We start from the raw sequence: 14095 nt of genomic DNA, 5'->3' as shown, positions 1-14095 counted from the left end.
GCATAAAAGTTGTGAACGACACAAAACCTGTGGGAGCTGGCTTGCCAGCGATGGTCGCGACGCGGTTACAGATCAGGCCGCAAAACCCGGGAGCACCGGCACCGGTCGCTTGTCATCATCGATGGCAACAAAGCTGAACTGCCCATGGATCGCCTTCTCGCGCCCATCACAACTCATGCTTTCCACAAACACTTCCACCTCGACCTTGAGACTGGTGTTGCCGACCTTGATCACTTTCCCTACCAGTTCGACGATCGAGCCGGCCGGGATGGCGTGGTTGAAGTCGATGCGATCAGTCGAAACCGTCACCAGCGCCAAACGGCAAAAACGCGTGGCGGTGATGAACGACACTTCGTCCATCCACGCCAGCGCAGTGCCGCCGAACAGGGTGTTGTGGTGGTTGGTGGTCGGCGGGAAGACGGCTTTGGTTACGCGGGTTACCGAGAGTTCGGTACGGCGTTCGATTTCCTGGTCACGGGTGGTCATGGTTCTGGCCTGAAACGAAATGGCTGTGGACAAATTGCAGGCAACAAAAAAGCAGCCCGTAGGCTGCTTTTTTCTGCATCGGAAGCTGGGCTTAAGCCAGTTTTTCCTTGATGCGAGCTGCTTTACCCGACAGGTCGCGCAGGTAGTACAGCTTGGCTTTACGTACGTCACCGCGACGTTTAACAGCCATGCTGTCGATCTGCGGGGAGTAGGTCTGGAAAGTACGTTCTACGCCAACACCGTTGGAGATTTTACGAACGGTGAACGCACTGTTCACGCCGCGGTTACGCTTGGCGATTACAACGCCTTCGAACGCTTGCAGACGGGAACGATCGCCTTCCTTCACTTTCACCTGAACGACAATAGTGTCGCCTGGGGCAAAGGTAGGGATTTCTTTGGTCATCTGCTCTGCTTCGAGTGCAAGGATGATTTTGTTGGTCATGCTGTGCTCCTAAGGTAAATCAACTGATCTACCATCGATACGTTGTTAACTATCGTCCCGCTCGCGGATGTATTCCTCGAGCAGCTTCTTCTCTTCTCCAGAAAGCGAGCGGCTTTCCAGAAGATCGGCGCGTCGTTCATAGGTCCTACCAAGGGACTGCTGTAAACGCCAACGCCGGATATGCGCGTGATTGCCACTTAGCAACACGTCGGGAACACGCTGATCCGCATACACCTCAGGTCGGGTGTAGTGCGGGCAATCCAGCAGACCATCCGTAAAGGAATCTTCCTCAGCGGAATCCGCATGCCCTAAAGCTCCAGGCAGCAGTCGTGTAACCGCATCGATCAGGACCATGGCCGGCAGCTCACCGCCAGACAACACATAGTCACCAATTGACCACTCTTCATCGACATGAGCCTCAATAAAGCGCTCGTCAATGCCTTCATAGCGGCCGGCAATCAGGATCAATGCATCCGATTTCGCCAACTCGCGTACCGCCGACTGATTCAGTTGACGGCCTTGGGGGGACAGGTAAATCACCTTCGCCGCCTCCCCGGCTGCTGCCTTGGCCTGAACCAGAGCATCTTCCAGGGGCTTGATCTTCATCACCATGCCCGGACCACCGCCAAACGGGCGATCGTCCACAGTGTGATGCCGATCCGTCGTGTAATCCCGCGGATTCCAACAGGTCAGCTGCAAGAGCCCCTGTTTGACCGCTCGACTGGTGATGCCGTAGTCGCCGATGGCGGAAAACATCTCGGGAAACAAACTGATCACTTCTACGCGCAAGTTAGCCACGCTTAGAAGTCCGCGTCCCAATCCACCTTCATCTCGCCCGCTGCCAGGTCGACGGCCAACACGCATTGCTCCGTATAGGGCAACAGGCGTTCGCGATCATCCAGGCTGCCAGCGCAAGGCTTGACTACCATTACATCATTGGCGCCGGTTTCCAGAAGATGATCGATTTTCCCGAGCAATTGCCCAAGGGTGTCGATGACCTTCAGACCTTCCAGTTGGTACCAGTAGTACTCACCTTCGGTCAATTCAGCGAACAGGTTGCGCGGCACGCAGATCTCATAACCGGCCAGAAGACGAGCTTCTTCACGATCATCAAGACCCTTGAGCTTTGCGACCAGGAACTTGTCGCTCCCGCGTCCACTGACCAGCTCGACCTGTTTGACATTGCCTTCGCGCTTGAGCGTCCAGGTTTTGTACTGCAACAGGTTTTCAGTCGGATCAGTAAAGGAATAAACCTTCACTTCGCCGCGAACGCCGTGAACAGAGTAAATTTTGCCAATAACGATCAAATCATCGGCAACAGCAGGCGTCGCGTTCATATTGCTCAGGCCGCAGCCTTGGCAGATTCCTTCAACAACTGAGCAACGCGCTCAGAAGGTTGTGCACCAACGCTCAGCCAGTAGGCAACGCGCTCTTGGTTCACGGACAGACGGATTTCCTGACCACGGGCAACAGGGTTGAAGAAACCAACCTGTTCTTTGTGGGAACCGTCACGCGGGTTGCGGGAGTCGGTTACGGTCAGGTGGTAAAACGGGCGCTTTTTGGAGCCGCCAAGGGCAAGACGGATTGTTAGCATGTGAACATCGTTCCTGTAGTCGGTGCTGCAAATCTAAATGCACAGCGGGCATGGGTGCCCGAAAGGCCGCATATTCTAAGGAATATCCGGACTTTTGCAAATGACTTTTTCCGGCGCCTATGGCATGCCGTGCGGATTTGCATGTAGAGCCGTCGATGAAAACGGCCAGTCAGCTCCCGCCGAGTGCGGGTTTGCTGTTGATCCCGCGTCCTTGCGGGGCCTGCGCCGGTGCGACGACCGGCGAAGTCTTAGTGTCCTGTATCACCCATTTCGCTCACTTTTGGCGAGTGACTGATGCCCTCAAGCAAGGCGCCGCGACGAGTCATAGCCCGCTATGGCGAGGAGCGGCAACGCAGCATGAGGGCATCAGGCGCCGCCATAAGTGAGCAGAATGGGTGAGACGGGACACCTCACATCTTTGGCATGCCGCCGCCGGGCAACATACCGCCCATGCCGCGCATCATTTTCGCCATTCCGCCTTTGGCGGTGAATTTCTTCATCATCTTCTGCATCTGCTTGTGCTGCTTGATCAAGCGACCGATATCCTGCACCTGCGTGCCGGAACCCATGGCGATCCGGCGCTTGCGCGAACCGCTGATCAGCTCAGGGTCGCGGCGCTCGGCCGGGGTCATGGAATTGATGATGGCTTCCATCTGTTTGAATTGTTTCTCTGCGGCGTTCTGGGCATTGCCCATTTGCGACAGGTTGACGCCACCGATGCTCGGCAGTTTGTCCATGAGGCCGCCAAGGCCGCCCATGTTCTTCATCTGTTGCAACTGATCGCGGAAGTCTTCGAGGTCGAAGCCCTTGCCCTTCTTCAGCTTCTTGGCCAGTTTGTCGGCCTTGTCCTTGTCGAGGGTCGCTTCAGCCTGTTCGATCAGGCTGAGCACGTCGCCCATGCCGAGGATCCGCGAGGCGATACGCTCAGGGTGGAACGGATCGAGCGCTTCGCTCTTCTCGCCCATACCGATGAACTTGATCGGCTTGCCAGTGATGGCACGCACCGAAAGAGCGGCGCCGCCACGGGCATCGCCGTCGACCTTGGTCAGGATCACACCGGTCAACGGCAGTGCATCGCCGAAGGCCTTGGCCGTGTTGGCGGCGTCCTGACCGGTCATGGCGTCGACCACGAACAGGGTTTCGACCGGATTGATCGCGGCGTGCAGCGCCTTGATCTCGCCCATCATCTCTTCGTCGATGTGCAGACGACCGGCGGTGTCGACAATGACCACGTCGATAAATTTCAGTTTTGCTTCTTTAATAGCCGCGGTGGCGATGTCCACCGGCTTCTGGCTCAGGTCGGACGGGAAGAACGTCACGCCGATGTCGTTGGCCAGGGTTTCCAGCTGTTTAATAGCTGCCGGGCGATAAACGTCCGCCGACACCACCATGACCGACTTCTTCTTGCGCTCTTTCAGGAAGCGCGCAAGTTTGCCGGCGGTGGTGGTTTTACCCGCACCCTGCAGACCGGCCATCAGAATGACCGCTGGCGGCACAGCGCTCAGGTTCAAGTCTTCGTTGGCCGCGCCCATCAGGCTTTCGAGTTCGGCCTGGACGATCTTCACGAACGCCTGGCCCGGCGTCAGGCTGCGCGACACCTCGGTGCCGACAGCGCGCTCCTTGACCGAATTGACGAAGTCCTTGACCACCGGCAGGGCGACGTCGGCTTCGAGCAACGCCATGCGCACTTCACGCAGGGTGTCTTTGATATTGTCCTCGGTCAGCTTCGCCTTGCCGGTGACATGGCGCAGCGTCTGCGAGAGACGGTCGGTTAAGTTTTCAAACATTGCGCGATCCTTTCAGGCCCTGTGTAGACCGGGATAATGGCGGCCCAGACCGGAATCAACATGTGCTCGGCGAGCCTGCGGCGTGGGCAGGTCGCGGATTATAGCGAAGACTGCGGCTGGCGGACACCTCGCTGTCAGCTTCCTGAGTCTTTCGTGCCATGGCGGTTCTATGCCAAACTCAGCCCCTTTCGGGCTTGCCTAACAGGATTTATGCTCCCCTTGTCACCCAGTTTGCTTACCACTCTCGCCGCCGCCCTTCTATACGCCGCTGCGACTCTTTATCAGAGCACCCGTCTGGCCACCGGCGCCAAGGCGAACAAGCGCCTGCTGGTTACGCTTGGCGTCCTCGCCGTGGTCGCCCACAGCGCCAGCCTGCTCACGCATTTGCTGACCCCGATCGGTCTGGGCCTGGATTTCTTCAGCGCCTCCAGCCTGATCGCCGCAGCGGTGATCGCCCTGACGCTGATCGCCTGCTCACGGATTCCGGTGGAGAACCTGCTGGTGCTGCTGTTTCCGCTGGGCGCAGTCACCGTGTTGCTGGCGCAGTTCGCGCCGACCGGCACGGTGCAGATCATCGATGAAGAGCCGGGCATCCTCGCCCACATTCTCTTGTCGATCCTCGCCTACGGCATGTTCACCATCGCGGTGTTCCAGGCTTTGCTGCTGCTGGTGCAAGACCACCAGCTCAAGCACAAGCACCCGTCCGGCCTGATCAAGAACTTCCCGCCGCTGCAAACCATGGAAAGCCTGCTGTTCGGTTTCCTCTGGGCCGGCTGGACGCTGCTGTCACTGTCGCTGATTTCCGGCTGGCTGTTCGTCGAAAACCTGTTCGCTCAGCATCTGGTACACAAAACCCTGCTGGCGTGCCTGGCCTGGGTGGTGTTCAGCGTGCTGTTGTGGGGCCGCAATCGTCTGGGCTGGCGCGGCCACAAGGCGATTCGCTGGACCCTCGCCGGTTTCTGCCTGCTGATGTTGGCTTATTTCGGCAGCAAACTGGTTCGTGAATACATCCTGCACATCTGACGGGCGGCATAAATGGACGGTTTGCCCATAGGGCCGATGCTCGCAATATTTGCCCTGCTGATTTTATGGTCGGGGCTGTTTACCGCCGTCGAAATCGCGCAGCAACACCTGCTCGCGCAACGCACTGCCTCACGCGCCAGCGATAAGCCGCTGGCCAGGCTGAGCTTCCCGCTCGACAGCCTGATCCTGTGCAATACCTTGTGCCGGGCACTGGCAGTGATCATCGCCACGCTGCTGGCGATTTTCCTTTGCGAAGAAAACGGCCCGTGGGCCGCTTGCCTGAGTGCCGGCGTGATCTTGCTGGTCTTCGCCGATTACTTCCCGCGCTCGCTCGCCAAACGCTATCCGGACGCCGTGCTTTCTTTCGGCAATACCTTGCTGGCGGTGCCGCTGAAAGCGGTTTACCCATTGGCCTGGCTGCTCAGCCGTATCAGCGGTTTGCTGACTCGACCGTTTGCGCGCAAAGCCCAAGTGGTGCAGCAAAGCGAGGACGACCTGGCGGCGGATCATCCCGATGATCCCGAACATCCGACACGCACGCACCCGGTGTCAGGCATCCATGCGCTGGACAACATCACGGTCAACGACATTCTGGTCCCGCGCAGCGACGTCGACGGCATCAACCTTGATGACCCGATCGAAGACATCATCGAACAACTGCGCCACAACAAACGCACGCGCCTGCCGGTGTTCCACAGCGACATCAACCAGGTCGAAGCGGTGCTCAATACCCGGCAGATCCGCCATCTGCTGAACAACGACAGTCTGACCCGTGAAGCGTTGCTGGCCGCCAGCTACGAGCCGTACTTCGTGCCGGAAAGCACGCCGTTGCAACTGCAACTGCTGAACTTCCACAAGCAGCAGCGCCGGTTGGGCATGGTGGTGGACGAGTACGGCGAAGTGTTGGGCATCGTCACCCTGGAAGACATTCTTGAAGAGATCGTCGGCGAGTTCGAAAGCGAGCACAGCCTCGACAACCCGCACATTCACACACAGGCCGATGGGCGCATGGTGATTGATGGCGCAGCATCAATCCGTGAGCTGAATAAATGCCTGGGCTGGCACTTGCCAAGCGACGGGCCGAAGACCCTGAATGGCTTGGTGACCGAAGCGCTGGAGACCATCCCGGAAAGCGCGGTTTGCCTGAAGATCGGCCGTTATCGATTGGAGATCCTCGAAACTGAGGAGAACCGGGTGAGCAAGGTGTTGATCTGGCATACCTCTTCGGTGCCTGCCAAGATCTAAGCGTTGTGGCGAGGGAGCTTGCTCCCGCTCGGGCACGCAGCGTCCGCAAATGTGTTGGGGTCGCTTCGCAACCCGGCGGGAGCAAGCTCCCTCGCCACAGAATCTCTACTGACCTCAGGTTTCATTGGCTCTGCCAGCCCTCTTGTTCATTTGTTAGCCCCCTTCCTATAATCGAGGCGCTTACCCAAGCGCAGCCGGTCCATGTGCTTATCCAGCACGATTCGGATCTCGGCCTTTTTCCGCAACAAACCGGCGACTGTTCCTACTCGAAACAGCGCTCGCGCCTCATCCCACATCCCTGGGTGTTCGACCATAATAATTCGCTCCAACGGAGCTCATGACTGTCAGGGATCACCGCATGACGACCAGTACCGCTTACAGCGACACCGCGCCTGCCCAACCGACCAATTCCGCCACCCGGGTGGCGACCGCGAGTTTTATCGGCACCGCCATCGAGTTCTACGATTTCTATGTGTATGCCACGGCCGCCGCGCTGGTGATCGGGCCGGTGTTCTTTCCGCAGACCTCGGGCACCGCGCAGATGCTGTCGGCGTTTCTGACCTTCGGCATCGCGTTCCTCGCCCGACCGCTGGGCTCGGCACTGTTTGGCCACTTCGGTGATCGCATCGGGCGCAAATCGACGCTGGTAGCCTCGCTGCTGCTGATGGGTGTTTGTACGACACTGATTGGCGTGCTGCCCGGTTATGCCAGCATCGGGGCCTGGGCGCCGATTCTGCTGTGCGTATTGCGCTTCGGCCAAGGGTTGGGGCTGGGCGGCGAATGGGGCGGCGCGGCGCTGCTGGCCACGGAAAACGCGCCGAAAGGTAAACGTGCGTGGTTCGGCATGTTCCCGCAGCTTGGCCCTTCGATTGGTTTTCTCGCCGCCAATGGTCTGTTTCTGACCTTGGCCATGACCCTCACCGACGAACAATTCCGTAGCTGGGGCTGGCGGATCCCGTTTCTGCTCAGTGCGGCACTGGTGATGGTGGGTCTGTACGTACGCCTGAAACTCCATGAAACCCCGGTATTCGCCAACGCCATCGCCCGCCACGAAAGGGTGAAAGTGCCGTTGGTCGAGCTGTTCAGTCAATACTGGGCACCGACGCTGCTGGGCGCTGCGGCGATGGTCGTATGTTATGCGCTGTTCTATATCTCGACGGTGTTTTCCCTGAGCTATGGCGTATCCACGCTCGGCTACAGCCGTGAGACGTTCCTCGGTCTGCTGTGTTTTGCCGTGTTGTTCATGGCGGCAGCCACGCCGTTGTCAGCCTGGGCCAGTGACCGTTACGGGCGCAAACCGGTGTTGATCATCGGCGGCGTGCTGGCGATTCTGTCCGGGTTTCTGATGGAGCCATTGCTGACGCAGGGCTCGACCTGGGGCGTGGCGCTGTTTCTGTGTATCGAGTTGTTCTTGATGGGCGTGACGTTTGCGCCGATGGGGGCGTTGTTGCCGGAGTTGTTTCCCACTCATGTGCGTTATACCGGCGCGTCGGCGGCGTATAACCTCGGCGGCATTGTCGGGGCCTCGGCGGCGCCGTTTTTCGCGCAGAAACTGGTGGCGATGGGTGGTTTGAGTTATGTCGGCGGGTATGTGTCGGCGGCGGCGGTGCTGAGTTTGATTGCGGTGCTGTGCCTGAAGGAAACGCGCAATAACGATCTGAATCAGGTTGCCTGATAGATCGCTATCGCGAGCAGGCTCACTCCTACAGGGGAACGCATTCCAATTGTAGGAGTGAGCCTGCTCGCGATAGACGCGACTCGGTTTACAGCTCTACAACAACAGCCTGAGCAGCACGGGTCGCTTTGGCACGAGCCGCTTCGATCGACTCATCCCGCGCCAGCGCCACACCCATGCGACGCTGGCCATTCACTTCAGGCTTGCCGAACAGACGCAATGCCGTGTCCGGTTCGCTCAACGCCGCACCAAGGTTGGCGAATGCCGTCTGGGTCGACTGCCCTTCCACCAGAATCACTGCCGAAGCCGATGGCCCGAACTGACGGATCAGCGGCACCGGCAGACCAAGAATGGCGCGTGCGTGCAGGGCGAACTGCGACAAGTCCTGCGAAATCAGCGTCACCAGACCGGTGTCATGCGGGCGCGGCGACACTTCGCTGAACCACACCTGATCGCCCTTGATGAACAACTCGACGCCGAACAGACCACGACCGCCCAGCGCTTCAGTCACGGCTTTGGCAACACGCTCGGATTCCGCCAGCGCAATCGGGCTCATAGCCTGTGGCTGCCAGGATTCCTGATAGTCGCCCTTCTCCTGACGGTGGCCGACTGGCGCACAGAACGTGGTACCACCAATATGACGCACGGTCAGCAAGGTGATTTCGTAGTCGAAATCGATGAAGCCTTCGATGATCACCCGACCTTTGCCGGCGCGACCGCCCTCTTGTGCGTAATCCCAGGCTTTCTGCACGTCATCGGCACTGCGCAGCAGGCTCTGACCCTTGCCCGACGAACTCATCACTGGCTTGACGACGCAAGGGAAGCCCAGATCCTGCACGGCTTTGCTGTAGTCCTCGAAGGTGTCGGCAAAGTGGTACGGCGAGGTCGGCAGATCCAGCTCTTCGGCAGCCAGACGACGGATGCCTTCGCGGTTCATGGTCAGTTGCGCAGCACGGGCGGTCGGGATCACGGTGAAGCCTTCGGCTTCCAGTTCGACCAGAGTGGCTGTAGCGATGGCTTCGATTTCCGGCACGATGAAGTGCGGCTTCTCGGCTTCGATCACTGCGCGCAGGGCGGCGCCGTCGAGCATGTTGATCACGTGGCTGCGATGGGCAACCTGCATGGCCGGCGCATTGGCGTAACGATCAACGGCGATCACTTCAACGCCCAGACGTTGCAGTTCGATTACCACTTCCTTGCCCAACTCACCACAGCCACACAGCAATACGCGGGTCGCGGTTGGCGACAATGGAGTTCCGATACGGGTCATCTCAGGTCCTCAAAGAAGCGGATCATCGAGGAAAGCGTCGCCATGCGCACTTTCCATGGGGAGAAAGCGCGGCATTTTACATGAACCCGAAGGTTTGGCTTCAGCTGGCGACGGCCTGTTTGCGTTCGCGCCAGGCCATGATCAGCCAGACGGCGGTAACGCCGGCGAATTTCGAGGCCAGGGCTGTGATGATCACTGGCGGCGTTATCAGATCGATCATGCCGAAGAAGATGAAGGTATCGAGAGGAATGCTCAGCGCCGAACTGATCCACAAGCGGTCACGCAACGGCCGTTTGGTGATGCTGAAGACCAGCCAGTCGATGATCTCGGACACCGCAAACGCCGTGGCACTGGCCAGGGCGATGGACGGATCGGAGGTGACATACGACAACACCAGCGCCGCCAGCATCGCCACGATGGCGCCGTGGCCGAAGCGGGTTTGCACCATGTCACGCAGCACGAACACCAGGCCGCCCCAGGCCGACCAGATGATGTCCAGGTGGGGCGCGGTGGAGAAGGCAAAGTTGATCAGCACGACGCTGCTGATGTAGGCGATGAGGAAAATCATGGGGGCGACCTGTCAGATTGGCGCACAGGTTACTTGAGGAGGAGAGTTCGGCCAAGTCGGCTTGCGATTTGTATACAAGGTCGAGGCTTACCTGTGGCGAGGGAGCTTGCTCCCTCGCCACAAAAGCGCTTCAACCGATATCTCAGCGCTTGGCCGGAATCATCCAGACCAACCCGCTCGCCTTCGCCCGCTCATGACACAACCCCAGCACCACGCGTCGCTCGTCATTGCTCATGCGGCCCCAGCGGGTGATCTCCGCGACCGTGCGCTGGCAACCGGTGCAAATATCGTCTTCGTCCAGCGCGCAAATATTCACGCAAGGCGAGGCGACCGGTCTTTCGACAGTAGTCATTCTTCCTGCTCAACCAGATCACGCGCATAACGCTGGGAGTTATGCACATAGTGCGCAGCGCTCGCTTCGAGCATCTTCTTCTGCGGCTCGGTCAACTCACGCACAACCTTGCCCGGCGAGCCCATCACCAGCGAACCATCCGGAATTTCCTTGCCCTCACCAATCAGCGAGTTGGCGCCAATGATGCAGTTCTTGCCGATCTTCGCGCCGTTGAGAATCACCGCGTTGATGCCGATCAGGCTGTAATCGCCAACGGTGCAGCCGTGGAGCATGGCGTTGTGGCCAATGGTCACGCCGGTGCCGATGGTCAGCGGATAGCCCATGTCGGTGTGCATCACGGTGCCGTCCTGGACGTTGCTGTTCTTGCCGATCAGGATCAGTTCGTTGTCGCCGCGCAGCACGGCGTTGAACCAGACGTTGGCGCCCTCCTCCAGTTTGACCTTGCCCACCAACACGGCATTGGGGGCGACCCAGCTCTGCGGGTGGGTTTCGACACGGGCGTCGCCCAAGCGGTATTTCATCTTGTTTTCCTCAGGGCTCACGGGGATGGCCATTCGAACGATGGCTTACGTGTTAATAAAGCTTTTAGGCGGTTGATGCAGACTAATCTTCGCGTCATAGAGCAGATTGATCAACTCGACGATCATGATCGCCGTCAGCCCCCAGATCTTGAACTCGCCGTAGCGATAACTCGGTACGTACCAGCTACGGCCCTGATAGTCGATGCGATGGGTGTGTTCGCGGGGATCCTTGCGGAAGAATTCGAGGGGGACACTGAACACGGCGGCGATTTCCGCGTCGTTGGGCTGGTACTCGACAAAATCGGGGATCACGCCAACGTAAGGTGTGACCTTGATTCCATGCAGAGAGATCAACGGGCTCAGCGGGCCGATCACTTCGACCAGTCCCGGCGGCAGGCCAATCTCTTCTTCGGCTTCACGCAAGGCGGTGAAAATCAGGTCAGGGTCTTCCGGATCGCGGCGCCCACCCGGGAAGGCGACTTCGCCGCCATGGGTCGAGAGACCGCTGGCACGCAGAGTGAGTACCAGCTCAGGCTCGGCACTGCGGGTGATCGGCACCAGCACGGCGGCCTCGGGGAAACGTGTGTCGGTCTCCAGCGTGCGCGGTGTGTGGTTGCTTACCCGATGCAGTAGCTCGTCCAGCATGAGTGTTCTCGATCTGTGCCTTACCCGGCATCATGCACCAATCATAGCGGCCGCCCAAGCCCCTCGCCGGAGCATGTCGCGAAACGACAACTTGCCGACCGGCACCGCTGCACGCCAAGATAGGCGCAGCATTCAGGAACCCCAGCATGAAATTTTGCAGCCAGTGCGGCAACCCGGTGACACAGCGCATTCCCGAAGGCGACTCGCGGCTGCGATTTGTCTGTGACAGCTGTCAGACCATTCACTATCAGAATCCCAACATCGTTGCCGGTTGTGTCGCGACCTGGGGCTCTAAAGTATTGCTCTGCCGTCGCGCCATCGAGCCGCGCCTCGGTTACTGGACGCTGCCCGCTGGTTTCATGGAAAACGGTGAGACCATCGAGCAGGCTGCGATCCGCGAAACCGCCGAGGAAGCCTGCGCCCGGGTACGCAACCTGAGCATCTATACGCTGATCGACGTGCCGCACATCAGTCAGGTGCATGTGTTCTTCCGCGCCGAGCTGGTCGATCTGGATTTCGCCGCCGGCCCCGAGAGCCTCGAAGTGCAACTATTCGACGAAGCCGACATTCCATGGGATGAGCTGGCTTTCCGCACGGTGGGGCGTACCTTAGAATGCTTCTTCGCTGATCGGCGCGCCGAGGCCTACCCGGTTCGGTCGGAGTCGATTCCGCCGCTCGCTCAGCCAGCCATCACTTAATCTTGTCGCAGCCCGGCCGATAGACAAAGCGCAGGCTGCAACAGGGCCTGCATGACATCTATAAATAAAGTATCTGCTTCATTCCTGGGGAATCGTTTCAATGCGCTGGTTGCTTGCCCTGTTCTGCCTGTCGTTCGTTACGGTCTCGCAAGCGTCATTCGTGACCACCGTGACGCCATCCAATACGCCTCTGATCGAAAAAGTGCTGGTGCTCAAATCGGCGCATCAACTGCAGTTGATCGCCGACGGCAAGCCGCTGAAGACCTATCGCATCTCGCTGGGCAAGGGTGCGAAAAAAGGTCCGAAACTGATTGAAGGCGACAAACGCACACCGGAAGGTTTCTATTGGATCGACTGGCGCAAGACCAGCGACAAATTCAACCTGTCGATGCACATTTCCTACCCGAACATCGCCGACTCTGCCCGTGCCCGACGTGAAGGCGTCGAGCCCGGCGGGATGATCATGATCCACGGCACGCCGGATTCGGAAGAAACGCCGGAAGACCTGTTCCACACGCTGGACTGGACCGACGGCTGCGTCGCCATGCGCAACGTCGACATGCGCGAAGTGTGGAATCTGGTGCCGGACGGCACGATGGTCGAGATCCGCCCTTAACCTGTGGCGAGGGGATTTAGCGAAACGTCGCGCCGCTCCGATGGGTGGCGAAGCCCGCCCTCCGCTTTCCTACTGCCAGACTGAGTTGGCAGGTTTTGCGACTGCTGCGCAGCCGATCGGGGATAAATCCCCTCACCACAAAGTGCTCATCCAGCCCTTACCACCGGTCGGCATTAAAAAATAAATCAAAAGATCGCAGCCTGCGCCAACTCCTACATGGGTGATACCACTCTCCACTGTAGGCGCTGCCGCAGGCTGCGATTTTTTGTTTTTCATAGCCCACCTCTAATACCACTCAAGACCAAACCCTTCCTGAACCGCCATTTCATTGGGCATTCGGCCATTTACCTGCGTTGACATGGTATTCAAGTGGTATTAATTTCCGCCCCACAAGCGAGCCACAACAATCCTATACTCGCGCCGGAAATGACCTACATGAACGACTTCCACGCCCTACGCCCAGATGACTCCCAGCCGACGCCGCTGTACCTGCAACTGGCGCGCAACCTGGAAGCAGCGATTCATGCCGGGCAGTGGAAAGCCGAACAGGCGATGCCATCCGAGCGCAATCTCAGTGAACAGCTCGGCATCTCCCGGGTCACCGCCCGCAAAGCACTGGAGGTCTTGCTCGATCAAGGTCTGATCCGTCGCTTGCAGGGTTCCGGCACATTCATTACGCCACGCTTGGAACAACCGCTGTCACGCCTTTCGGGTTTCAGCGAGATGCTCCGCCTCAAGGGTTTTGTGCCCAGCTCACAGTGGCTGGAGCGGGAAATCACCCTGCCGACCCACGAAGAATTGATCCGCCTGAGCCTGTCGCCGAACGACAAGGTCGCGCGCATGAAACGCCTGCGCAAAGCCGACGACACGGTGATGGCGATCGAGATGAGCACCCTGCCCGCCTCGATCATGCCCAAGCCACAATTGGTGGGCGATTCGCTTTACGAATACCTCGACGGCATCGGCAAACCGATTGTCCGCGCCCTTCAGCACATTCAGGCGATCAACGCCTCGGACGAGTTCGCCGCGCTGGTCGGCATCGCCCCCGGCACCGCCATGCTGCTGATGACCCGGGTCGGCTACCTGGAAGACAACACGCCGATCGAAGTCACCGACACCTATTGCCGCAACGACTACTACGACTTTGTTGCAGAGCTGCGCCGCTAAAACGGC

The 14095-nt window shown here is 59.0% G+C and carries 17 protein-coding genes; 6 read left to right on the top strand and 11 right to left on the bottom strand.

The annotated features are described in order from the left end of the window. Positions 1-72 precede the first annotated feature (72 nt). From ACVVH8_RS05460 to ffh, 6 genes are all read right to left on the bottom strand, one after another. Complete coding sequence (locus tag ACVVH8_RS05460; RefSeq protein WP_475228897.1) at positions 73-486, bottom strand: acyl-CoA thioesterase; 414 nt, start codon at positions 484-486, stop codon at positions 73-75. 91 nt (positions 487-577) lie between these two features. Then, positions 578-928: a 50S ribosomal protein L19 gene (gene rplS / locus ACVVH8_RS05455; RefSeq protein ID WP_003175895.1), complete on the bottom strand. Its 351-nt coding sequence runs from the start codon at positions 926-928 to the stop codon at positions 578-580. 45 nt (positions 929-973) lie between these two features. Next, complete coding sequence (trmD, locus tag ACVVH8_RS05450; RefSeq protein WP_103306395.1) at positions 974-1726, bottom strand: tRNA (guanosine(37)-N1)-methyltransferase TrmD; 753 nt, start codon at positions 1724-1726, stop codon at positions 974-976. A 2-nt stretch (positions 1727-1728) separates the two neighbouring features. Beyond that, positions 1729-2265, bottom strand: coding sequence for a ribosome maturation factor RimM (gene rimM / locus ACVVH8_RS05445; RefSeq protein ID WP_085688896.1), 537 nt, complete (start codon positions 2263-2265; stop codon positions 1729-1731). A gap of 5 nt (positions 2266-2270) precedes the next feature. Beyond that, positions 2271-2522 carry a 30S ribosomal protein S16 gene (rpsP, locus tag ACVVH8_RS05440; protein WP_003185073.1) on the bottom strand — a complete coding sequence of 84 codons (252 nt, stop codon included), beginning with the start codon at positions 2520-2522 and terminating at the stop codon, positions 2271-2273. 410 nt (positions 2523-2932) lie between these two features. Beyond that, positions 2933-4309: a signal recognition particle protein gene (gene ffh / locus ACVVH8_RS05435; RefSeq protein ID WP_008081630.1), complete on the bottom strand. Its 1377-nt coding sequence runs from the start codon at positions 4307-4309 to the stop codon at positions 2933-2935. A 210-nt stretch (positions 4310-4519) separates the two neighbouring features. Between ffh and ACVVH8_RS05430 the strand changes: the two genes are divergently transcribed. The 3 genes from ACVVH8_RS05430 to ACVVH8_RS05420 all read left to right on the top strand — a co-directional run bounded on the left by ACVVH8_RS05430 (position 4520) and on the right by ACVVH8_RS05420 (position 8252). After that, positions 4520-5332 carry a cytochrome C assembly family protein gene (locus tag ACVVH8_RS05430; RefSeq protein ID WP_103306394.1) on the top strand — a complete coding sequence of 271 codons (813 nt, stop codon included), beginning with the start codon at positions 4520-4522 and terminating at the stop codon, positions 5330-5332. A 12-nt stretch (positions 5333-5344) separates the two neighbouring features. Continuing rightward, positions 5345-6577 carry a transporter associated domain-containing protein gene (locus tag ACVVH8_RS05425; RefSeq protein ID WP_103306393.1) on the top strand — a complete coding sequence of 411 codons (1233 nt, stop codon included), beginning with the start codon at positions 5345-5347 and terminating at the stop codon, positions 6575-6577. 358 nt (positions 6578-6935) lie between these two features. After that, on the top strand, positions 6936-8252 hold the full coding sequence (locus ACVVH8_RS05420) for an MFS transporter (RefSeq protein ID WP_475228894.1): 1317 nt from the start codon (positions 6936-6938) through the stop codon (positions 8250-8252). Between the two features lie 88 nt (positions 8253-8340). Here the strand turns inward: ACVVH8_RS05420 and purT are convergent, their stop codons facing one another. The 5 genes from purT to ACVVH8_RS05395 form a co-directional block, all read right to left on the bottom strand. Then, positions 8341-9522, bottom strand: coding sequence for a formate-dependent phosphoribosylglycinamide formyltransferase (purT, locus tag ACVVH8_RS05415; RefSeq protein WP_003221968.1), 1182 nt, complete (start codon positions 9520-9522; stop codon positions 8341-8343). Between the two features lie 100 nt (positions 9523-9622). Further along, positions 9623-10090, bottom strand: a complete 468-nt coding sequence (locus tag ACVVH8_RS05410) for a preQ0 transporter (RefSeq protein WP_475228892.1) — start codon at positions 10088-10090, stop codon at positions 9623-9625. A 142-nt stretch (positions 10091-10232) separates the two neighbouring features. Continuing rightward, a complete protein-coding gene (locus tag ACVVH8_RS05405; RefSeq protein WP_475228890.1) occupies positions 10233-10442 on the bottom strand; it encodes a DUF1289 domain-containing protein in 210 nt (69 codons plus the stop codon). Further along, positions 10439-10963, bottom strand: a complete 525-nt coding sequence (locus ACVVH8_RS05400) for a gamma carbonic anhydrase family protein (RefSeq protein ID WP_007954617.1) — start codon at positions 10961-10963, stop codon at positions 10439-10441. Before ACVVH8_RS05400 ends, ACVVH8_RS05405 begins: the two co-directional genes overlap by 4 nt. A gap of 45 nt (positions 10964-11008) precedes the next feature. Beyond that, on the bottom strand, positions 11009-11608 hold the full coding sequence (locus tag ACVVH8_RS05395) for a CoA pyrophosphatase (protein WP_123534344.1): 600 nt from the start codon (positions 11606-11608) through the stop codon (positions 11009-11011). Between the two features lie 146 nt (positions 11609-11754). Between ACVVH8_RS05395 and ACVVH8_RS05390 the strand changes: the two genes are divergently transcribed. From ACVVH8_RS05390 to ACVVH8_RS05380, 3 genes are all read left to right on the top strand, one after another. Then, positions 11755-12306: an NUDIX hydrolase gene (locus ACVVH8_RS05390; protein WP_103306388.1), complete on the top strand. Its 552-nt coding sequence runs from the start codon at positions 11755-11757 to the stop codon at positions 12304-12306. A 100-nt stretch (positions 12307-12406) separates the two neighbouring features. Then, a complete protein-coding gene (locus ACVVH8_RS05385) occupies positions 12407-12922 on the top strand; it encodes a L,D-transpeptidase family protein (protein ID WP_315446432.1) in 516 nt (171 codons plus the stop codon). Positions 12923-13357: 435 nt separating this feature from the next. Then, on the top strand, positions 13358-14089 hold the full coding sequence (locus tag ACVVH8_RS05380) for a GntR family transcriptional regulator (RefSeq protein WP_103306386.1): 732 nt from the start codon (positions 13358-13360) through the stop codon (positions 14087-14089). Positions 14090-14095 lie beyond the last annotated feature (6 nt).

It is taken from the genome of Pseudomonas trutticola BRTCR10 (assembly GCF_056155105.1).
Note: the sequence above shows the minus strand (reverse complement) of the source record. Positions and strands in the feature narration are given on the sequence as shown.